This window comes from Sphingomonas benefaciens, from assembly GCF_052907485.1.
Map to the genome: position 1 here is coordinate 22,568 of NZ_JBREIC010000003.1, position 20,333 is coordinate 42,900.

Annotated in this window: 17 protein-coding genes and 1 other annotated feature; of the genes, 11 read left to right on the plus strand and 6 right to left on the minus strand. The window is 66.7% G+C overall.

What is annotated here, in order from left to right; all coding sequences use genetic code 11:
- Positions 1-333: 333 nt before the first annotated feature.
- The 4 genes from ACU5AX_RS11240 to ACU5AX_RS11255 are packed head-to-tail and all read left to right on the plus strand — an operon-like array spanning position 334 to position 3,567.
- Positions 334-1,353: a glycosyltransferase family 2 protein gene (locus ACU5AX_RS11240; RefSeq protein WP_446690982.1), complete on the plus strand. Its 1,020-nt coding sequence runs from the start codon at positions 334-336 to the stop codon at positions 1,351-1,353.
- A complete protein-coding gene (locus ACU5AX_RS11245) occupies positions 1,350-2,324 on the plus strand; it encodes an acyl-CoA dehydrogenase family protein (RefSeq protein ID WP_446690983.1) in 975 nt (324 codons plus the stop codon). The genes ACU5AX_RS11240 and ACU5AX_RS11245 overlap by 4 nt, the downstream gene beginning before the upstream one ends.
- Positions 2,321-2,974, plus strand: a complete 654-nt coding sequence (locus tag ACU5AX_RS11250) for a PIG-L deacetylase family protein (protein ID WP_446690984.1) — start codon at positions 2,321-2,323, stop codon at positions 2,972-2,974. Before ACU5AX_RS11245 ends, ACU5AX_RS11250 begins: the two co-directional genes overlap by 4 nt.
- Complete coding sequence (locus ACU5AX_RS11255) at positions 2,971-3,567, plus strand: methyltransferase (protein WP_446690985.1); 597 nt, start codon at positions 2,971-2,973, stop codon at positions 3,565-3,567. The genes ACU5AX_RS11250 and ACU5AX_RS11255 overlap by 4 nt, the downstream gene beginning before the upstream one ends.
- A gap of 351 nt (positions 3,568-3,918) precedes the next feature.
- On the opposite strand, the gene ACU5AX_RS11260 is transcribed toward ACU5AX_RS11255, so the two are convergent.
- Both ACU5AX_RS11260 and ACU5AX_RS11265 read right to left on the minus strand, forming a co-directional pair.
- Entirely contained in the window at positions 3,919-4,080 is a 162-nt protein-coding gene (locus ACU5AX_RS11260) for a hypothetical protein (RefSeq protein WP_446690986.1), read from the minus strand.
- Between the two features lie 43 nt (positions 4,081-4,123).
- Positions 4,124-5,355, minus strand: a protein-coding gene (locus tag ACU5AX_RS11265) for an IS3 family transposase (RefSeq protein ID WP_446690987.1) whose coding sequence is annotated in 2 segments (ribosomal slippage) — positions 4,124-5,064 and positions 5,064-5,355 — 1,233 coding nt in all. Because the reading frame shifts where the segments join, the coding sequence is not laid out codon by codon here.
- Positions 4,955-5,071 (minus strand) — a sequence feature (AL1L pseudoknot). It overlaps the preceding gene by 117 nt.
- A gap of 358 nt (positions 5,356-5,713) precedes the next feature.
- Between ACU5AX_RS11265 and ACU5AX_RS11270 the strand changes: the two genes are divergently transcribed.
- From ACU5AX_RS11270 to ACU5AX_RS11290, 5 genes are read left to right on the plus strand one after another with little or no spacing between them, the layout of a single operon-like run.
- Positions 5,714-8,005 carry an FdhF/YdeP family oxidoreductase gene (locus ACU5AX_RS11270; protein ID WP_446690988.1) on the plus strand — a complete coding sequence of 764 codons (2,292 nt, stop codon included), beginning with the start codon at positions 5,714-5,716 and terminating at the stop codon, positions 8,003-8,005.
- A 53-nt stretch (positions 8,006-8,058) separates the two neighbouring features.
- Positions 8,059-8,889 carry a cytochrome ubiquinol oxidase subunit II family protein gene (locus ACU5AX_RS11275; protein WP_446690989.1) on the plus strand — a complete coding sequence of 277 codons (831 nt, stop codon included), beginning with the start codon at positions 8,059-8,061 and terminating at the stop codon, positions 8,887-8,889.
- A complete protein-coding gene (locus tag ACU5AX_RS11280) occupies positions 8,886-10,970 on the plus strand; it encodes a cbb3-type cytochrome c oxidase subunit I (protein WP_446690990.1) in 2,085 nt (694 codons plus the stop codon). Before ACU5AX_RS11275 ends, ACU5AX_RS11280 begins: the two co-directional genes overlap by 4 nt.
- Positions 10,967-11,593, plus strand: coding sequence for a cytochrome c oxidase subunit 3 (locus tag ACU5AX_RS11285; RefSeq protein WP_446690991.1), 627 nt, complete (start codon positions 10,967-10,969; stop codon positions 11,591-11,593). Before ACU5AX_RS11280 ends, ACU5AX_RS11285 begins: the two co-directional genes overlap by 4 nt.
- Positions 11,590-11,904: a cytochrome o ubiquinol oxidase subunit IV gene (locus tag ACU5AX_RS11290; protein ID WP_446690992.1), complete on the plus strand. Its 315-nt coding sequence runs from the start codon at positions 11,590-11,592 to the stop codon at positions 11,902-11,904. The genes ACU5AX_RS11285 and ACU5AX_RS11290 overlap by 4 nt, the downstream gene beginning before the upstream one ends.
- A 170-nt stretch (positions 11,905-12,074) precedes the next feature.
- Here ACU5AX_RS11290 and ACU5AX_RS11295 read toward each other — a convergent pair whose 3' ends face one another.
- Complete coding sequence (locus tag ACU5AX_RS11295; protein WP_446690993.1) at positions 12,075-12,938, minus strand: aldo/keto reductase family oxidoreductase; 864 nt, start codon at positions 12,936-12,938, stop codon at positions 12,075-12,077.
- A gap of 88 nt (positions 12,939-13,026) precedes the next feature.
- Between ACU5AX_RS11295 and ACU5AX_RS11300 the strand changes: the two genes are divergently transcribed.
- Complete coding sequence (locus ACU5AX_RS11300; RefSeq protein ID WP_446690994.1) at positions 13,027-13,923, plus strand: LysR family transcriptional regulator; 897 nt, start codon at positions 13,027-13,029, stop codon at positions 13,921-13,923.
- Between the two features lie 181 nt (positions 13,924-14,104).
- Complete coding sequence (locus tag ACU5AX_RS11305; protein ID WP_446690995.1) at positions 14,105-15,949, plus strand: methyl-accepting chemotaxis protein; 1,845 nt, start codon at positions 14,105-14,107, stop codon at positions 15,947-15,949.
- Between the two features lie 148 nt (positions 15,950-16,097).
- Here the strand turns inward: ACU5AX_RS11305 and ACU5AX_RS11310 are convergent, their stop codons facing one another.
- From ACU5AX_RS11310 to ACU5AX_RS11320, 3 genes are read right to left on the minus strand one after another with little or no spacing between them, the layout of a single operon-like run.
- Positions 16,098-17,564, minus strand: a complete 1,467-nt coding sequence (locus tag ACU5AX_RS11310; RefSeq protein ID WP_446690996.1) for an efflux transporter outer membrane subunit — start codon at positions 17,562-17,564, stop codon at positions 16,098-16,100.
- A gap of 4 nt (positions 17,565-17,568) precedes the next feature.
- Positions 17,569-19,086, minus strand: a complete 1,518-nt coding sequence (locus ACU5AX_RS11315) for a DHA2 family efflux MFS transporter permease subunit (protein WP_446690997.1) — start codon at positions 19,084-19,086, stop codon at positions 17,569-17,571.
- A complete protein-coding gene (locus ACU5AX_RS11320) occupies positions 19,083-20,240 on the minus strand; it encodes an HlyD family secretion protein (protein ID WP_446690998.1) in 1,158 nt (385 codons plus the stop codon). Before ACU5AX_RS11320 ends, ACU5AX_RS11315 begins: the two co-directional genes overlap by 4 nt.
- Positions 20,241-20,333: the final 93 nt, after the last annotated feature.

The window sequence follows — 20,333 nt, forward strand, 5'->3', positions numbered from 1 at the left end:
GAACGTGCGGATGCCCATGCACTGCGGCTTCGTTATACGCCGGAATTTACCGTGAGCGGGACCGGGTCGTCGAACGGTGCATGGTCCAGACTGCGAACTGCGATGAACGAGCGTCCGCTTTCGAGAAGGCCTTTGATTGCCGATGATCGGCTGGAATTGGTTCTCACGGCAACACAGCAGGGCGGCCGCTATATCTACTATGCAAGAGGGTCAGCGAGTGTCGGTGTCCTGCCGCCGTATCCTACCGTGGCGGCCAAGCACTTGATCGCGATCAGTGTCATAGGTGAAATATGCCGCTAGGACTGACGGGATGTTGTTCGGCGATCTCACCTGATGAAACAGTCGCCTGCAGGTCGTATTCGCGTCGCAATCTGTGTGCCTGCCCGCAACGAGGCGGACGCATTGCCACGGCTTTTCGCGGCGCTGGACAGGCTCGACCGGTACGGCTTGGACCCCGTCATCTGTCTCCTGCTCGACAGCTGCGACGATCGAAGCGCGGCGGTGGCGCACGACTATGCTGCGCGGGCGTCGCTGCCGATACGGATCGACTACGCTACCCAGGCGGAACCCAATGCCGGCCGTGCCCGGCACGGGGCGATGCTGCTGGGCGAACGGGCGTTGGACGGTCGAGGGCTTCTGTTGACCACCGACGCCGACAGCCTGCCCGCGGTCGATTGGCTGCAAGCGATGGTCGCAGCGCTCGGCCAGGTCGACGTTGTCGCGGGGAAGGTGGTGCGCACCGTCACTTGGCCCAATCCGGCGCAGGATCGTCTCGAACAATATTATGAGTCGCTCTACGCGATGCGGCGCGTGCTCGACCCAGTCGTGTGGGAGGCGGCGGCGGCCCACCATCAGACAAGCGGCGCGAACTTGGGCATTTCTGTGCACCATTACCGGCTACTGGGCGGCTTCCCCCCGATCCCCGCGGCTGAGGACGCCCAATTGGTTGATGACGCGTCACGCGCGGGGCTGCGGGTGCGGCGCGATGCGGCGAGCGTGGTCTACACGTCGGATCGGCGGACCGGCCGCGTGGTCCATGGTTTCGCCGGGGGACTGCGAGTACTCGATCGCGATGGCGATGCGGTAATGGTCGCGCACCCTGAGGATGCCGCCTGGCAGTATCGCGGTCATGCTTTGGCGCGCCGCGTGTATGACGACGGGGATGTCTCTCCGCTCGCCGACGCGATCGGGCTGACCTGCGATCATCTCGTTGGCGTCCTGCGCGACAGCCCCAACGCCGAAGCCTTCGCGATGCGCGTCGTACCGGTGCCGCCGGGCGGCATGCGCCGGGTGACGCTGGCGGTGGCGGAAGCGGGACTGGCGACGCTTTCAGCGGGAAGGTTTGCCGCGTGAGCGCCCTGAGGCAGGCTATCGCGGTGCGCGCAGCGCTGTTGCCGGATTTGGGCGATCCGGGCCAACCCAGTGCGCTGTTGCATCTGCTACGGCTGCTTTACGAAACCGGTCGCGTCGATCTGCCTCTCGGCCGGCTCCTCGAAGGGCATGTCGACGCGATGCAAATCGTGCAGCGCTACGGCACCCCGTCTCAGCGTGCGCAGGCCGCCGCGACCGTTGCGCGTGGCGGCGCGTTCGGCGTGTGGAACGCCGATCTGGCGGGGGAGCCGCTTCGACTGATCGGAAACAGGCTGTGTGGCGGTAAGAGCTTCGCCAGCGGAGCCGGGCTGCTTTCACACGCGCTGGTCACCGCGGATGGCGGCGGCGGGCGACAGCTGATCCTGCTCGATCTTGCGCGCACGACGCCGGCGGTCGATCGGACATTCTGGCAGGTTGCCGGGATGCAACGGTCGGAGACGCACGTCGTGCGCTGGGACGACGCACGCGTCACCGCCGACGACCTGATCGGTGCGCCTGGCGATTACGTCCGCGAACCGTGGTTCAGCGGTGGTGCGCTGCGGTTCGTTGCCGTGCAGGCCGGGGGAATTGCCGCGCTGCTCGACCATACGCGCGCGCATCTCGTCGCGGCTGGGCGCGCGGACGATCCGCATCAAAAGGGGCGCCTTGCGGCGCTCTACGAGCTGGCCGAAACCGCGGCGGGGGCAATACGCACTGCCGCGGCCGGCTGGTTCGGTGATCCTGCCGCGCGTCTGCCGCTGGTCGCCGCCGCGCGTGCGGCGATGTATGCGGCTGGCGGTCAGGCTATCGAACTTGCCGAGCAGGCGGTGGGCGTTCAATCTCTGTTCGTCGACCATCCACTCGCCGCAGTCATCACCGACCTGTCGGTGTATCTCCGCCAGCCATCGCCAGATGCGCAGCGCATGCAGGTGGGGGCCGCGGTCGCGGCGGGCACCCTGACCGCGCATCTGTGACGCTGCGGGCGGGAACCCCGCGCCGGCTGCTTGTGGTCGCGCCGCACCCCGACGACGAGGCGATCGGGGCGTATGTGATGATGACCCGCTTGCGACGACGCGGCGTGGCGGTGCAGGTTGTCGTCGTTACCGATGGCGCCGCGTCGCATCCCTCCAGTGTGCGCTGGCCCCATCGAAAGCTGGTGGCGGAACGCCGACGCGAGTGTCGGCGCGTGCTGCGCCGCATCGGGGTGACGGCGGCTGCCGTGACGTTCCTCGACCTTCCAGATGGTCAGCTGCACATGTGTGCGGCGGCAGCGCGTCGCGGCCTCGCCCGCGCGATGGGCAATCACGGCCCGACGCTGTTGGTGTCCCCCGCTCATGACGACGACCATGCCGATCACCGCACTGTGGCTGCGTGCGTGGAAGCGCTGCGGCGGCCAGGCGTCCGCACGCTCGCCTATCCGGTATGGCCGGCCGGCTGCGCGGTCACGGGGGCAGGCGCGCTGTTCCTGACCGGGCAGGAACGGCTGGCAAAGCGCTACGCGCTCCGCAGCTACCGAACCCAGACCGGGCGGATCACCGATGATCCGAACGGCTTCACGATGACCCGCGCGCAGATCGCAGCATTTACGGGTCCGCGTGAAGTCTTCGTGGAGCGGCGGCGATGAGGCCGATCACGCTCGACAGCTTTGCGGCGAAGTTTGCCCAGAACGATGACCCTTGGTCGACGTTTACCGATCGGAACGAGGAGTTGAAGCGCCGCGCTATTCTGCATGCGATGGGCGCCGGACCATGGGGCCGCGTTCTCGAGCTCGCCGCTGGGAACGGGTCGAACAGTGCTGCCATCGCGCCACGCGCTCTGCGCTTCGACGCCACCGAGGCAACGTCGACTGGTGTGGCGCTGGTCGCCAAGGCGGTCGCGGGGCGAACGCGGGCGCGGGCGATCAAACTGGCCGTGCCCGCCCGTCTGCCGCGACCGCGGTACGACGTCGTGGTTGTCGCAGAGGTCCTGTATTATCTGACGGCTCACGACATGGCGCAGACGGCACGCGATGCCGCGGCCGCCTTGCGCCGGGGCGGCATGTTAGTGTTGGCGCATCATCGGGTCGATTATCCTGATTTCGCGCAGCATGCCGCGCATTTGCACCGGGCATTTCTGGCGGCGACAGGGCGTTCCTGGCAGGTGCGGGTGGCGCGCCGTACCGGCCGCTGGATCGTGCTGGCATGCCGCATTCGCGCAAGCCGAGCCGCCAGCGATTAGCCCAAGGGTTCATGGCATCAGCGGCAAAGGTCCCGCGCCTGACTATATCCCGTCCCACTCTTGGCTGACGTCCTAACTCCGCATCGTGCGGCATGATTGACCTGACTGCGCAGGCTTATCGTTATTGCAAGTGTCGGCTGAGGACGGCCGGCTGGCCTCACATCAGTCGGCAAAGACACGGTTCATTGTTTAATGCCGGACGGAATACCGCTGGTCCTTGCCATTTACAGGAATACGCGTCTGCTTTCCGGCAGCGGCAGGGCCTGCCTCACGTCGGCTTCTGGGTCATCGCGTCGAGGGGCAGGGTTTAGTCGAAAGTACGATCTTGCGGATGGAGCTTAATTCGCTTGCTTAATCTAACATCGCCTCAGGTCGGATCGGCAGGTCGCGGACGCGCACTCCGGTCGCGTTGAAGACGGCGTTGGCCACGGCTGCAGCGACACCGATGATGCCAATCTCACTCAGTCCCTTGATCCCCGCAGGATTCACCGCGGTGTCTTCATCGGCCACCATGACCTGAACCGCGCCTAGGTTGTCGGAGGCCGTTGGATGTGAGTCACGCTGCCATATCGACGATGTTTGCGGCAGCATAGTATTGCTCTTCGGCTTCGGCGGGCGGGACGTTGCCGATGGGTTCGAGCAGCCGGCGATAGTTGAACCAATCCACCCATTCGAGGGTGGCGTACTCGACCGCCTCGAAGCTGCGCCATGGGCCGCGGCGGTAGATCACCTCGGCCTTGTAGAGGCCGTTGATGGTTTCCGCCAAAGCGTTGTCATAGCTGTCGCCCACGCTTCCGACCGACGGCTCGATGCCCGCTTCGGCCAGGCGCTCGGTGTACTTGATGGACACGTATTGGCTGCCGCGGTCGGAATGGTGGACGAGGCCGCCACCCCGCCTCGGTTGTCGGTCATGTAGCGCCTGCTCCAGCGCATCCAGGACGAAGCCGGCATGTGCGCTCCGGCTGGCGCGCCAGCCAACGATCCGGCGAGCATAGGTGTCGATGACGAAAGCCACGTAGACGAACCCCGCCCAGGTCGCGACGTAGGTGAAGTCCGACACCCAGAGCATGTTCGGCGCCGGTGCACGGAACTGCCGGTTGACTCGGTCTAGCGGGCATGGCGCCGTCCGGTCGCTGACGGTGGTGCGGGCCGGCTTGCCGCGGATCACGCCGGCCAGCCCCATCGCCCGCATCAGGCGGGCAACGGTGCAGCGGGCGACATCGAACCCTCCGCGCCGCAGCTGCCGCCAGACCTTACGCACGCCGTAGACGCGAAAGTTCTGCTCGAACACGCGGCGCACCTCCGGCCCAAGCGCATCGTCACGCCGAGCCCGAGCCGACCTTCTGGTCGGCTCAATCCTGCTCGCTACATGGGCGTGGTAGGTGGATGGGGCGATCGGCAGGACCCGGCAGATCGGCTCGACCCCGTACACCTCGCGATGCGCGTCGATGAACGACACCATCACCTCGCTCGGCGGTCGAGCTCCGCCATCGCAAAATACGCCGACGCCTTGCGCAGGATCTCGTTGGCTTGGCGCAGTTCGCGGTTCTCCCGCTCCAGTGCCTTCAATCGGTCGGCGACATCGCTTGGCACCCCGGCGCGCATGCCGCTGTCGACCTCGGCCTTCTTCACCCACTCGTGCAGCGTCTGCCCCGCGCACCCGATCTTCGCCGCGATCGACACCACCGCAGCCCAACGCGATGCGTGATCCTTCTCATGGTCCAGCACCATCCGCACCGCACGCGCGCGCACCTCAGGCGAGAACTTGTTCGTCGTCTTGCTCGTCATAGCCCCCTCCTCTCAGGAGTTAGAGCCTCCGACAAACCCGGCGCGGTTCAAACGAGACAATGATCTCGTGAACGAGCGCTCGCTCGGAGGCGTTGTGGGTGCACTTGACCACGTCTCGGGATGGGGCTCTGTTCGTGTGAACGATGCTGGCCCCTCGAACCTCAAGATAGCCGGCTAGCTTGCACCACTTCGCTCTTGATAGGGCGTTTGCCGTTTGCGAGGACTACCGCCGACCTGCCGCTCTCCGAGCAACATGCATCAGGTAAATAAAGGCGGTCGCGGGGCGTCTGAGGGTTGCGCCCCCAAGTGTCGGTTGCGACTATGTCCTGCCGGGGGGGCGCCGCGGAGAGATCGCATCATGGCGCAAGACGACGACACCGTTCACTACGACGGCCCCTCAGGCGGCTTCGGATCGCTTCAGGGCGTTGCGCGCATCTTCGGCAAGGAATGGGCGACTCCCATGGCGCTGGAGACGTTGCGCCGACAGAACAAGCCCGGCGGCTTCATGTGCGTGTCGTGTGCGTGGACGAAGCCGGAGCATCCGCACCCTGCGGAATTCTGTGAAAACGGTGCCAAGGCGACGCTTTGGGAACTCACGACCCGGACGTGCGAGCCGTCGTTCTTCGCCGAGCATACGGTCAGCGAGCTGAAGGGCTGGACGGACTATGATCTCGAGCAGACGGGGCGGTTGACGCATCCGATGCGCTACGACCGGGCAACCGACAGATACGTCCCGGTGAGCTGGGACGAGGCGTTCACCGCGATCGGCGCCGAGCTGAAGGCGCTCGATCCCAAGTCCACCGTCTTCTATTCGTCGGGCCGCGCCAGCCTCGAGACGTCCTACCTCTATGCGCTGTTCGCCCGCCTCTATGGGCACAACAACCTGCCCGACAGCTCGAACATGTGCCACGAGACGACCTCGGTCGGGCTGAAGAAGGTGACGGGGTCGCCGGTCGGCACCTGCCAGCTCAAGGATTTCTCCTTGTGCGACGCGATCTTCTTCTTCGGCCAGAACACCGGCAGCAACAGCCCGCGCTTCCTCCACACGCTCAAGGATGCGGTCGAGCGCGGCTGCAGGATCGTGACGTTCAATCCCGTGCGCGAGAAGGGGCTGATCGAGTTCGTCGACCCGCAGAACCCGATCCAGATGATCACCCAGAAGCCGACCGAAATCTCGTGCCTGTATTATCAGGTGCGGCCGGGCGGCGACATCGCCGCGATCATGGGGATGATCAAGCACGTCCTTGCGGTCGAGGAGCGGCAATGGGCGGAAACCGAGCATCACCTGCTCGACGTCGATTTCATCGCCCAGCACACGCACGGCTTCGACGAAATGGTCGCCAAGCTGAAGGCGACGACATGGGAGGAGATCGAGGCGGAGTCGGGGCTGTCGCGGGCGGATTTGGAAGCCGCAGGACAGGTGTATTGCGATGCCGGCAAGGTCATCGGCATCTATGGCATGGGGCTGACGCAGCACGTCCATGGCTCGCAGACGATCGGGATGCTGGTCAACCTGCTGCTGCTGCGCGGCAACATCGGCGTCGAGGGCGCCGGCATCTCGCCGGTGCGTGGCCATTCCAACGTGCAGGGTCAGCGCACGGTCGGGATCTCCGAGAAACCCGAACTCGTGCCCTACGATTATCTCAAGCGGATCTTCGATTTCGATCCGCCGCCCGAAAAGGGGGTGAACACCGTCGAGGCCTGCGAAGGCATCGTCGATGGCAGCATCCGCGCCTTCATCGGCCTTGGCGGCAACTTCGTGCGTGCCATCCCCGAGCGCGAGCAGATGGAGACGGCGTGGACGAGCATGCGCCTGACCGTCCAGATCGCGACCAAGCTCAACCGCAGTCACCTGATCAACGGAGAGGTCGCCTATCTGCTGCCGTGCCTAGGCCGCTCTGAGGAAGACATGCAGGAAGGCGGCCCGCAGACCGTCACGATGGAGGACTCGCTGTCGATGATCCACGGATCGGTCGGCAAGCGTAAGCCCGCCAGCAAGCATCTGCTGTCCGAGCTGGCGATCGTCGCCGGCATCGCCAAGGCCACCTTGCCGCCCAAGCCGACGATCAGATGGGACGAATGGGTCGGCGACTATGGCAAGGTCCGCGACCTGATCGAGGCGACGTATCCGGACAAGTTCAAGGACTTCAACGCCCGGATGTTCACCCCCGGCGGCTTCTTCAAGGGCAATCAGGCGCGCGAGCGGATCTGGAAGACCGAGAGCGGCAAGGCGGAGTTCACCACGCCGACGACGCTGAGCGCGATGGGGGTGCCCGACCGGCCAGGCCGATATCGCCTGATCACGATGCGCTCCAACGACCAGTTCAACACAACGATCTACGGCTATTCGGACCGCCTACGCGGGATCGAGGGGACGCGCGACGTCTTGCTGATCAGCCCCAAGGAGATCGCCGCCGCGGGACTGCGCGAAGGGCAGGTCGTCAGCCTCGCCAGCGATGCCGGAGACGGGGTGCATCGGCAGGTCGACGGACTGACGGTCACGCCGTTCGATCTGCCGGACGGGTGTCTCGGCGCCTATTATCCGGAGATGAATCCGCTGGTGCCGCTCTGGTACCATGACAAACTGTCGAAGACGCCCGCGGCAAAGGGTGTGCCGGTGCGCATCGTCGTCCAGGCAGACGTCGGCTGAGCAAGCAGGCGATGGCAGGCAGCAGGCTGAAAAGGCGCCGCACGAGAGGCGCTTTGGTCGCCCTCGCGCTGCCACTTCTGCTCGGCGGCTGCGCGGCGTTGCAGCTCGGCATCGTCAATCATGCCGGTCCGGTCGCGGCGGATCAGTGGCACGTCTATGTCATTCTCTCCGTCGTCCTGATCTTCGTCGCCGGCCCGGTGTTGCTGCTGGTGCCGCTGATCGCCTGGCATTACCGAATATCGAACACGCGGGATGCGTACCGCCCCAATTGGGGCTTTTCCTGGCCGCTTGAGATCATGGTCTGGGTGCCGCCCATCGGGATCGTCATCGGCCTTGCATTCCTGCTCTGGAATGCGACGCATCGGCTCGATCCCTATCGCCCGCTCTTCGCCGCGCAGCCGGCGGTCGAGGTGCAGGCGGTCGCGCTCGATTGGAAGTGGCTGTTCATCTACCCGGACGAGGGCATCGCCAGCGCCAACCGGCTGGTCATCCCGGCCGGGCGGCCGGTCCATGTCAGCCTGACGAGCGGCACCGTCATGCAGTCGCTGCTGATTCCGCAGCTGGCGGGGCAGGTCTATGCCATGGCCGGCATGCGCACCCAGCTGAACTTCGCCGCCAGCCGTGCGGGCGTGTTTCGCGGCGAGAACACCCAATACAATGGCAAGGGCTTTCAGGACCAGAAGTTCGACGTGATCGCCATGGACGCCACCCGCTACCGAGCGTGGCTGACCAAGATACGCGCCACGCCGGTCCCATTGGACGGCCGCGCGCTGACGCGGATGACCGCACGATCGGTAGAGCCGCGGCCGCTGGCGTTCTCGCGCGTGCCGCCGCATCTATTCGACAGGATCATGTCCGTTACCCGGACGAAAGAGGGGCAATGAGCATAGCCGTTTGGCCGGAGGTGCTGGGCCGGTTCGCATGGCACGACCTGCCGTTCGTCCGTGCCTGGGAAGATCCGACGATCAACGAGCTGATCGGCGCCGGCGCGGGGGCGATGGTGGTCGTGGGTGCGCTCGCCGTGGCCCTGCTGCTGACGGTGACGCACCGTTGGCGATGGCTATGGTCGGAATGGTTGACCAGCCTCGATCACAAGAAGATCGGCATCATGTACGTCGTGATCGCGTTCGTCATGCTGGCGCGCGCCCTTATCGAAGCCAATCTGATGCGGCTGCAGCAGGCGACGGCGATCAACGCGCCCGGCCTGGTGGCGCCGGAGCATTTTGCCGAGCTGTTCAGCACCCACGGCTCGATCATGATCTTCTTCATGGCGATGCCGTTCCTGACCGGCGTGATCAACTATCTCGTGCCGTTGCAGATCGGCGCGCGGGACGTCGCCTTTCCGTTGCTGAATGCGATCGGTCTGTGGCTGACCGGCAGCGGCGCGGCGTTGATGATGATCAGCCTGGTGATCGGCCGCTTCTCGACCGGCGGCTGGAGCGGCTATCCGCCCTATACCGAGATCGCCTTCAACCCCGGCGTCGGTCCCGACTATTGGATCTGGGCGGTGACCCTCGGCTCGATCGCGTCGACGCTGGCGGGCATCAACATCGCGGTCACGATCTACAAGCTGCGCTGCCCCGGCATGCAGTTGATGCGGATGCAGATGTTCTGCTGGACCAGCCTGTGCACCGCGATCCTGATGGTGTTCGCGATGCCGCCGCTGACGGTCGCGACCGCGCTGCTGGCGCTGGACCGCTATCTCGGCTTTCATTTCTTCACCAACGCGGCCGGCGGCAACATGATGAATTACGCCAACCTGTTCTGGATGTTCGGCCATCCGGAGGTGTACATCGTGATCCTGCCCGCCTTCGGCATCTATTCGGAGGTGGTGTCGACCTTCTCGTCGAAAGAGCTGTACGGCTATGTCTCACTGGTGATCGCGACCATGGCGATCGCGGTGCTGTCGTTCACGGTCTGGCTGCACCACTTCTTCACCATGGGGCAGAGCCCCAGTATCAACGCGGCGTTCGGCATCGCGACCATGACCATCGGCGTGCCGACCGGCGTCAAGATCTACAATTGGATCTGGACGATGTTTCGCGGCGAAGTGCGCTTCACGGTGCCGATGCTGTACGCGCTTGCCTTCATGGTAACCTTCGTGCTGGGTGGCCTGACCGGCATCATCCTCGCCTTCCCGCCGCTCGACTATGTCGTCCACAACACGACCTTCCTCGTCGCGCATTTTCACAACATGCTGATTCCGGGGACCCTCTACGGACTGATCGCGGCTTACACCTTCTGGTTTCCCAAGGCCGTCGGCTTCCGTCTGAACGAACGATGGGGGCGGATCGCCTGCGCCTGCTGGGTGGTCGGCTTCTATCTGGCCTTCATGCCGCTCTACGTGCTCGGTGCGGCAGGACTGGCGCGGCGTACCCAGGCGGTGATGGAGCCGGTCTACCGGCCCTGGCTGTATGCCGCGGAACTCGGCGCGTTGATCCTCTTCTGCGGGCTGGCTGCGCTGATCGTACAATTGTGGGTGAGCATCCGCGACCGCGATGCCAATCGCGTGTTCGCGGGCGATCCCTGGGACGGGCGAGGCCTGGAATGGTCCACATCGGCGCCGCCACCGGAATACAACTTCGCCCGGCAGCCGCATGTCGACCACCGCTACGCCTTCTACCAGGAGAAGCGGGAGGGGGCGCCCTATCATCCGCCGACGGGATACCGGTCGATAGAAATGCCCCGCAACAGCGTGGTCGCGCCGGTGATCGGGATCGCCAGTGCAGCCGCGGGTTTCGGCCTCGTCTGGCATATGTGGTGGCTCGCGATCGTCGGCATTCAGGTCGTCGTCGGCACGGTGATCGTGCGCAGCTTCAACCGCGATACGCAGCGGCGCATCCCCGCGGACGAAGTGGCGCTGAGGGAAGCGGCATGGCTGGCCGCCGTGGCCCGCGCGCAACCGATTTCGCGCGAACTGGAGACGACCCGCGCGAACCAGGGCTTGGCGGAGGTACAGGCATGAGCGGAGCCGAGGTCCTGCACGCCGGTCTCAACCTCGGCGATACCGACAGGGACACGCACGACGCGGCCGGCACCGCGATGTTCGGCTTCTGGATGTTCCTGATGAGCGATGCAGTGGTCTTCGCGCTGCTCTTCGCGACCTATGGGGTGATGCTGCCGGCGACGGTGGGGGGTCCGACGCCGGCATCCGAATATAAGATCGGCCCGACGTTCGTCGAAACGCTGCTGCTACTCACCAGCAGCCTGACCTACGGCATGGCCTCGATCGCCATGAAACATGGCGCACGGCTTCGCCATATCCTGGCGTGGATGGGCGTGACGCTGCTGCTCGGCGCGGCTTTTCTGGCGATGGAGTGGCACGATTTCGCCGACATGTTCGCTCACGGCGCTTATCCAACGCGCAGCGGCTTCCTGTCCGCCTTCTTCGGTCTGGTCCCGCTCCACGGCCTGCACGTCCTGATCGGCAGCCTGTGGCTGATCGTCATGATGGCGCAGCTGTTGGCCTTCGGCACCGATGCACGGGTCAAGATCAATCTGTTGCGGCTGGGGTTGTTCTGGCACTTCCTCGATATCGTGTGGATCGCGATCTTCTCCACCGTCTACCTGCCTGGGCTGATGCGATGAGCGATGTGCGAGACGACAAGCGGCGTGAGCTTCGCACCTATCTGATCGGCTATGTCGGTGCGCTTGTCCTGACCGGCGCCGCCTTCGCCCTTGTCCATTGGCCGGTGCTCGCGTCAGACACGCTCTTTGCCATCGTGCTCGGCCTCGGACTGGTGCAGATGGTGGTGCAGTTCCGCTGCTTCCTCCACATCAGCCTCGCCCGCTCGGCGCGGGACGATCTGCAACTGATCCTCTTCTCGGCGTTGATCGTCGCGCTAATGGTCGGCGGGACATTGGTGATCCTGTTTAACCTGCGCGAGCGGATGATGTAGATCGGGCGCGGCGATGCGCTCAACTGGCGCGGCGGCCGTCCGATCAACCGGATCGCAGGCCTCGCGCGCGCACGTCAAGCGGATGTTTTCATCTCGAGCATAGGCATCCCTGGTCACGGGTAATCGGCGCCGGCTTGCTGACCAAGCCGGCGCCGGCAAATCGGCCCCGATTAGCGACCGATCCTGTCGAGTTCGGCCAAGGCGTCTTCGGGCAGGGTGAGCCGCGCCGCCGCAAGGTTCTCGTGAAGGTGCGCGGCCGAGGATGTGCCGGGAATCAGCAGGATGTTGGGCGACCGTTGGAGCAGCCAGGCCAGCGCCACTTGCATCGGCGTCGCCTTGAGCCTTGCGGCGACGTCGGACAGCACCGCCGATTGCAGCGGGCTGAAGCCGCCGAGCGGAAAAAAGGGGACATAGGCCACACCATCGGCGGCCAGCGCGTCGATGAAGGCGTCGTCGTCGCGGTGGGCGAGGTTGTACTGGTTCTGCACGCAGACGATCTCGGTAATCGCGCGCGCTTCGTCCAATTGCCTGGGCGTGACGTTGCTGAGGCCGATATGGCGCACCAGTCCCTGCCGCTGCAGGTCCGCCACGGCTTTGAGCGGCGCGGCTAGCGACCCTTCGGCCGGACCGTGCACGTCGAACATCAAGCGCAGGTTGACGACGTCCAGCGCCTCCAATCCGAGGTTCGACAGATTGTCGTCGACGGCGCGCGCCAACGCATCCGGTGCGAACGCCGGTAGCCAGGCGGCGTCGTCGCCGCGACGTGCACCGATCTTGGTCACGATCAGCAATTCGTCCGGATAGGGGGACAGGGCCTCACGGATCAGCCGGTTGGTGACGTGGGGACCGTAGAAGTCGCTGGTGTCGATGTGATTGACACCAGCCGCGATGGCGGCGCGCAACACCGCGAGCGCCGCATCAGGGTCGCGCGGCGGACCAAATACGCCGGGGCCGGCGAGTTGCATCGCGCCATAGCCAAGCCGATTGACGGCGCGTCCGGCGAAGAAATACGTGCCTGCCTGTTCGATCATCATGCGTCTCCTACTGTGACGCAAAGATACGGCTTGCGGATCATCACGATAAGCGTGAGTGATCCGCACGGGCTGTACGGAAAGCCGAACAATGCAGGCTGACCTCTCCGATCTGAACGCTTTCCTCGCGGTCGCACGGGCACGCGGATTCCGGGATGCGGCGCGTGCCGTCGGGGCGAGCGCTTCAACCCTGAGCGAGGCGGTGCGCCGGCTCGAAATTCGTCTGGGCGTTCGCCTGCTCTATCGCACGACGCGTAGCGTCACGCCGACCGAAGCGGGATTGCGGCTGATCGAGCGTCTGGCGCCGGCGCTGAGCGAAGTCGAGGCCGCGCTCGACGTCGTCAACCTGTTCCGCGACCAGCCCGCTGGCAGGTTGCGCCTCAACGTGCCGGTGAGCGCTGCGAAACTGGTGCTCCCGGCGATCCTGCCCGGCTTCCTTGCCGCTTATCCCGACATCGCGGTCGAGATCGTTGCCGAGGACGGCTTCGTCGACATGGTGGCATCCGGCTGCGACGCAGGCATTCGTTACGACGAGCGGCTGGAACAGGATATGATCGCATTGCCGATCGGCCCGCGCGTGCAGCGCTTCGCTCTCGCGGCCTCGCCTGCCTATCTCGACGCGCGGGGGCGGCCAGCGCACCCGCGCGAGCTGCTCGCGCACGCTTGTCTGCGCGGCCGTTTCAGCAGTGGCGCACTAACCGCCCCATGGGAGTTCGAGCGGGATGGCGAGATCGTGCGGATCGAACCCCATGGGCCGCTGATCGCCAGCGTTGCCGGTGCGATCGACCTGCTCGTCGACGTCGCGGTCGCCGGCGGCGGCATCGTCTCGCTGTTCGAAGGCTGGCTGCAGCCGGCGCTGGACAGCGGCGCGCTTGAAGCGGTGCTGCCCGACTGGTGGCAGTCGTTTTCCGGCCCGTTCCTGTATTACTCCGGCCGCCGCCTGGTGCCGCCGCCACTACGCGCCTTCATCGACTTCGTGCGCGCCTAGCACGGGCCCCGTCGGCGCGGCGGCATCTGCAGCACCGTTGTGGTGGATCGCCAGGGAGCAGCGCCGTGCTCCGCACCGGAATCGCAAAATTTACAAAGTTTTTCAGCCTTATAGCTAGATGGGTCGGCTTCCCCGGCCGCGCTCGCGCATCGGGGCCATTTCCAGCGCCGGGGGGCTGCCGATGAAGAATCTAATTATCCGCAACAAGCTGTTGCTCGCCTTCGTGCCGATCGCGCTGATCATCGTCGGCTTTGCGGCGTTCACCGTCTCCCAACTCGCCTCGCTCAACGAAGGGACGGACGAACTCGCGCATCGTCGCCTGCCGATCAACATGGCGGTGTCGAGCATCGACACGGCGACCTCGGATTATCTGATCGCGCAGCGCGACGAGATCCTCGACGTCGATCCCGGTCGCATCGCCGTGGACGTCAAGCAGAAGCAGGAGCGCGCCGCCTTCGTCGAGCGGCAGATCGCCAATCTGCACGGCATGATGCAGAAGCCGCATTCGCGGGAATTGCTCGCGACCTTCCAGCACAATTGGCAGGCCTATGTCGCGGCATCGGCGGTCGCGAGCCAGCTTGCCAATGCCAATCGGAACGATGCGGCGCTGACGGCGCTGCGCCGCGCGAACGGCCTGTACATCACGGCCGAGACGACGCTGCAGGAGCTGCTGACCTACCAACAGTCGATCGCCGACGGCACCGCCGCCGCTGCCTTCGCGTCGTTCGAGCGCGGCAAGTGGCTGTCGCTCGCCGCCGTCATCCTGGGCATCGCCCTGATGATCGCCGTGCTGGCCCTCCTGGTCCGCTCCGTGGCGACGCCGATCAGCACCTTGACCGTGGCGATGCGTCGTCTTGCCGGCGGAGACCTGAGCGTCGCCGTCGACGACGATGCACGCGCCGACGAGGTCGGCATGCTAGCCACGGCGCTCCGGCAGTTCCGCGACCAATTGGACGCCGCCGAACGGTCCAAGGCGGCGCAGACCGCCCTGATCTGTGACAGCATCGGGGCGGGCCTCGCGAGACTGGCGCAGGGCGACCTTGTCACCCGGGTCGACGCCGAATTGGTCGGCGCCTTCGCCAAGCTGAAGGACGACTTCAACGCCGCCGCCGCCGCCCTTCAGGCGACGCTGGCACAGGTCGCGGAATCGACCGGCGAGATCCACAACGGCGCTAACGACATCCGCCGGGCGTCCGACGACCTGTCGATGCGCACCGAGCAGCAGGCCGCCAGCCTTGAGGAAACCGCCGCCGCCATGGACCAGATTACCGCGACCGTCCGCATGACCGCGGCGAATGCGGCCAAGGCCAATGACGCGGTGCGGCTCGCGCGCGAGCGCGCGGACCATTCGGGGCAGGTCGTCGGCACCGCGATCCGCGCGATGGACGAGATCGAGCGGACCTCTGCGGAAATCTCCGAGATCATCAGCGTGATCGACGCCATCGCCTTTCAGACCAATTTGCTCGCGCTCAATGCGGGGGTGGAGGCGGCGCGCGCCGGTGACGCCGGCAAGGGCTTCGCGGTCGTCGCATCGGAGGTCCGCGCGCTGGCCCAGCGAACGGCTGATGCGGCCAAGGACGTCAAGGCGCGGATCACCGCCTCGTCCGAACAGGTCAAGTCAGGGGTTCACCTCGTCGGCGAGGCGGGCACCGCGCTGCATCACATCGTCGAGCAGATCGTCTCGGTCGACGCTTTGATGACGTCGATCGCTACGGCGACGGAGCAGCAGGCGACCGGCTTGCAGCAGATCAACACCGCCGTCGCCGAGATGGACGGCGTGACTCAACAGAATGCCGCGATGGTGGAGGAAGCCACTGCCGCTGCGCGGACTCTGGCATCCGAAGCGGACCGGCTGGCGGAGCAGATCGCGCGGTTCAACACGGGGAAGGGCGGGGGAGCACATCCCGTGCCGATCCGGCGCGCTGCCGGCCGGACGTCGATCGGCCACGCAAGGAGCGGGCCGGTGGCGCACAGCCGTGGCGCGACAGCCCTGGCCGTCAGCCACGACGACTGGTCGGAATTCTGACGACACGTACCGATCCCGCCGCGGCGGATCATGATCCTCTCGGCGGGCGGTGTGTGGCTATGCTGCGCCGCCCGCCATCCCGCTGGCGTCCCCCGCCCGGTCGATCCCGACAGCGGGCGGGGGGTCGCTCTCGCTGAACCCCGGCGGCCTAACGGATCGCCACGCCTTTGGCGCCATCGGCCGGTGCGATCCAGCCGCCGGCGGTGGCGACATAGAGGCGGGCGACGTTGAGGAACTGCCGCGTCCGCGCGACGACCAGGCCGTTGCTGGCGCGCTGGTAGAGGCGTTCGGTCTCCAGCACCTGCAATATGCCCGAATTGCCGACCTCGAAGCTGCGCCGCGACAGATGGCGCGAGCGTTCGGCCACTTCGACCGAGGCCTGTTGGTCGGCGACCGAGCGGCTGTCGTTCTGCATCGCCGACAACAGATCGGCGACCTGGCTGAACGCGACCAGCACCGTCTGTTCGTAGCTCGCCTGGCTGGCGCGGGCCCGGTCGACCGCCGCTGCGCGCTCGGCCTTCAGCGTGCCGCCGTGGAAGATCGGCGCGGTCAGGCCGGCGAACAGGTCGTAGCCGCGGAAGGCGTTCTTGACGAGGTCGCCGACCGCGGGCGCGCCCTGCGTCAGTGTCGCGCCCAGAGTGATGTCGGGATAGAGGCGAGCGGTGGCGACGCCGATCGCGGCGGTGGCGGCGTGCAATTGCGCCTCCGCCTGGAGGATGTCGGGGCGGCGGTGGACCAGCGCCGACGGCAGCGCCACGGGAATCGTCGCCGGCAGGGTCAGCCGGTCGAGCGCGACGTCGGTCGGCGGCAGCGCGTCGGGCGTGGTGCCGATCAGCGTCGCGAGCAGGTGCCGCGCTTCGGCGAGCTGCTGGTCGAGCTGCGGCAGATCGCCGCGGTCGGCGGCATATTGGCTCTGCGCGTTGAGCACCTCGACCAATGTGCCCTCGCCGCCGGCGCGGCGCTTTTGCGTCAGGTCGACGTTGCGCTGGTCGTCGGCGAGCAGCGCGCGGGCGGTGGCGATCTGCGCGTTGAGCGCGGCGATGGTCAACACCTGATTGACCACCTGTCCGGCGATGGAGAGATGCGCCGCCTCGGTCTGGCGTTGCTGCGCCTCCGCTTGCGCCGCGCTCTGCTCGACGCTGCGGCGCAGGCCGCCGAACAGGTCGAGGTCGTAGCTGATGCCGCCGCCGACGGTGTAGAGGTTGAATTCCGGATTGCCGCCGGGCGCGAGCGGATTGCTGCCGGAAAAGCCGAAGGCGGCGAGATTGACCTGCTGCTGGTCGGCGCGGGCATTGGCGTCGACCTGGGGCAGGCGGCGGCCGGCGATGGCGCGGACCTCGTCGCGGCTGGCGGCGAGCGTCGCGTTGCTCGCGGCGAGGCTGCGGTTGTGCGCGATCGCCTGATCGACGAGCGCGTCGAGCTGCGGCGAGCCGAAGGCGGTCCACCAGCGCTGCTCCGGCCCGTCACCGAACGCGACGCGCGGCGGCGCTGCCTCGCCGGCGGGCTGGTAGCCGCTCGCGGCGGGGGCCTGCGGCCGCGTGAAATCGGGGCCGACGGTGCAACCGGCGAGCGCGCCGGCCACGACGGCGGAGAGGAGCAGGGGGGCAACGCGCATCGGATCAGTCCATGTGGATCGTCGGGCCGTCGCCGCCGCCGGCGCGGGGGCGGCGCATCAGCAGCAGCAGCGGGATGACGGCGAGGGTGAGGATGAAGAGCAGCCAGAAGGCATCGACGTAGGAGACCATCGCTGCCTGGCGCGTGATCTGCGCGTTGAGCATCGCGACCGCCGACGGCGCGTCGAAGTCGAAGGTGGACGGCAGCAGCGGATTATCCGGCCGGATCCCCTCGACCAGCCGCGCGTGCACCGTCGCGCCGTTGCGGATGGTCAGCGCCTGCAGCATCGAGATGCCGACCGCCGAGCCGATGTTGCGGGTCAGCGTGAACATCGCCGCGCCCTCGTTGCGGTAGCGCGCGTCGAGCGTCGCGAAGGCGATCGTGGTCAGCGGCACGAAGACCAGGCCGGTGCCGATGCCCTGCACGAAGCCCGAGACGATCACCAGCCGCTCGTTCATGCCGAGCGTGAAGCCCGACATGATGTGCAGCGAATAGGCCGCGATGGCGAAGCCGACGAAGATCAGGATGCGCGCATCGACCGTCTTGATCAGCCGGCCGACGACGATCATCGAGATCAGCGTACCAATGCCGCGCGGTGCGGTGACCAGCCCGGTCAGCACGACGGGATAGCCCATCAGCGTTTCCAGCATCGTCGGCAGCAGCGCGAGCACGCCGAACAGCACGGTGCCGAGGAAGAAGCCGAAGATCGATCCGGTCAGGAAATTGCGGTCCTTGAACATGCCGATGTCGATGAACGGCCGTCGCGCGGTGAGCGTGTGGACGACGAACAGATAGCCGAAGAACAGGCCGAGCGCCGCCTCGAGGCAGATCTCGGTCGAGCTGAACCAGTCCTTGGTCTGGCCGCGGTCGAGCATCAGCTGGATCGAGCCGATGGCGAGCGCCAGCATCGCGAACCCGAACAGGTCGAGCCGGGGCCGCGCCGCATCCTTGGTCTCGGTCAGGAAGCCCGACAGGCCGGCAAAGGCGAGCGCGCCGATCGGCAGGTTGATGTAGAAGACCCAGCGCCACGACAGATTGTCGGTCAGCCAGCCACCGAGCGCCGGCCCGATGATCGGCCCGAGGATCGCGCCCATCCCCCATACCGCCATCGCCGGGCCGTGGCGTTCGGGCGGGTTGATGTCGAGCAGGATCGCCTGGCTCATCGGCACCAACGCCGCGCCGAACACGCCCTGCAACAGGCGGAAGCCGACCAGCTCGCCGAGGCTGTTGGCGATGCCGCACAGGCCGGAGACCGCGGTGAAGCCGACGATCGACCACAGCATCAGCCGCTTGCGCCCGAACCGCCCGGCCAGCCAGCCGGTCAGCGGGGTCATGATCGCGGCGGCGACGATGTACGAGGTGAGCACCCAGGTGATCTCCTCGCCCGAGGCGGAGACGCTGCCCTGGATATGCGGCAGCGCGACGTTGGCGATCGTGCTGTCGAGCGAGTTCATCACCGTCGCCGCCATCACCGCGGCGGTGATGAAGCGCCGCGAGACCGGGTCCGGATAGGTGCCGGTCATCGTGCGGCGGCGTCACCGCCGAACAGGTGGCGGCGGTAGCCGGTGTCGACCTCGACCTCGACGCTGAGTCCGGCGTGCAGCGGTACGTTCTGCGGCAGCCGGTCGATGCTGAATTCGACCGGCAGGCGCTGGACGACCTTGACCCAATTGCCCGTCGCATTCTCCGCCGGCAGCAGCGCGAAGCTGTTGCCGGTGCCGGGGCTGAAGCTGGTCAGCCGGCCGGTCAGTTCCAGATCGGGGAAGGCATCGACGTGGAAGGTCGCGCGCTGGCCGACGCGCATATGGTTGAGCTGGTCTTCCTTGAAATTGCCCTCGACCCACAGGCGCGTGCCGGCAAGCGTGAACACCGGCTTGGCGGCGGTGACGTAGCTGCCGCGCTGGAGCTGGTCGACCTTGGTGACGATGCCGTCCTGCGCGGCGCGCACCACCGTATAGCCGAGGTTGAGGCGGGCGCGTTCCAGCGCCGCCTCCGCCCGCTGCACCGCCGGTTGCGCCGCGGTCGGCGCGTCGACGCTGCCGGTCAGCGTCGCGGCGACGCCGGCATTCTGTTGCACCGAGGTCTGGATCTGCTGGCGCGCGGTCTGCGCGGCGAGCACCGCCTGGTCGTACTGGTTCTGCGACGAAATGCCCTCGGCGAGCAGCGACTTCTGCCGCGCCGCCTCACGCTCCGCATAGGCAAGCCGCGCGCGGGCGGCGGCGAGGCCGGCCTCGCCCTCGCGGTAATTGGCGCGCAGCGACGACACCTGCGTGCGGGCGTTGGCGAGCTCCGCCGCCGCCTCGTCGACCGCGGCCTGGAAGGGGGCGGGGTCGATCCGGAACAGCACGTCGCCGGCGCGGACGCGCTGGTTGTTGTGGACCATCACCGCGACCACGGGGCCGCTGACGCTGGCGGCGACCGGCACCAACCCTGCCTGGATATAGCCGTTGTCGGTCGACTGGTAGCGGCCGCCGCTCAGGTAGAAGAACAGGCCGATCGCGATGGCGATGATCGGCGCGGCGAGCAGCAGCGGCAGGCGCAGCCGGTTGCGTCGCGCCGGGGTCGGGTCGGCCGCCTGCACGACGGGGGCGGGATCGGTGATCGGCGGCGCATCGGCCAGCGTATCGGGGTCGGTCCGGTGGTCGGGGCGGGAATCGGCGTGATCGTCCAGGCTCATGCTACCTCGCGGATCCGGGGACTCGCCCCGATGATCTCGGTCAATGTCGCGCCGGTGCACCCGTTGGGAATGGAAAGCAACCTGATAATAAGG

Coding starts and splice junctions, on each gene's coding strand:
- ACU5AX_RS11305 (WP_446690995.1), top strand. CDS start 14,105: ATGAAGAATCTAATTATCCGCAACAAGCTGTTGCTCGCCTTCGTGCCG.
- ACU5AX_RS11270 (WP_446690988.1), top strand. CDS start 5,714: ATGGCGCAAGACGACGACACCGTTCACTACGACGGCCCCTCAGGCGGC.
- ACU5AX_RS11255 (WP_446690985.1), top strand. CDS start 2,971: ATGAGGCCGATCACGCTCGACAGCTTTGCGGCGAAGTTTGCCCAGAAC.
- ACU5AX_RS11295 (WP_446690993.1), bottom strand. CDS start 12,938: ATGATGATCGAACAGGCAGGCACGTATTTCTTCGCCGGACGCGCCGTC.
- ACU5AX_RS11320 (WP_446690998.1), bottom strand. CDS start 20,240: ATGAGCCTGGACGATCACGCCGATTCCCGCCCCGACCACCGGACCGAC.
- ACU5AX_RS11285 (WP_446690991.1), top strand. CDS start 10,967: ATGAGCGGAGCCGAGGTCCTGCACGCCGGTCTCAACCTCGGCGATACC.
- ACU5AX_RS11240 (WP_446690982.1), top strand. CDS start 334: ATGAAACAGTCGCCTGCAGGTCGTATTCGCGTCGCAATCTGTGTGCCT.
- ACU5AX_RS11260 (WP_446690986.1), bottom strand. CDS start 4,080: ATGGTGGCCGATGAAGACACCGCGGTGAATCCTGCGGGGATCAAGGGA.
- ACU5AX_RS11300 (WP_446690994.1), top strand. CDS start 13,027: ATGCAGGCTGACCTCTCCGATCTGAACGCTTTCCTCGCGGTCGCACGG.
- ACU5AX_RS11315 (WP_446690997.1), bottom strand. CDS start 19,086: ATGACCGGCACCTATCCGGACCCGGTCTCGCGGCGCTTCATCACCGCC.
- ACU5AX_RS11310 (WP_446690996.1), bottom strand. CDS start 17,564: ATGCGCGTTGCCCCCCTGCTCCTCTCCGCCGTCGTGGCCGGCGCGCTC.
- ACU5AX_RS11280 (WP_446690990.1), top strand. CDS start 8,886: ATGAGCATAGCCGTTTGGCCGGAGGTGCTGGGCCGGTTCGCATGGCAC.
- ACU5AX_RS11290 (WP_446690992.1), top strand. CDS start 11,590: ATGAGCGATGTGCGAGACGACAAGCGGCGTGAGCTTCGCACCTATCTG.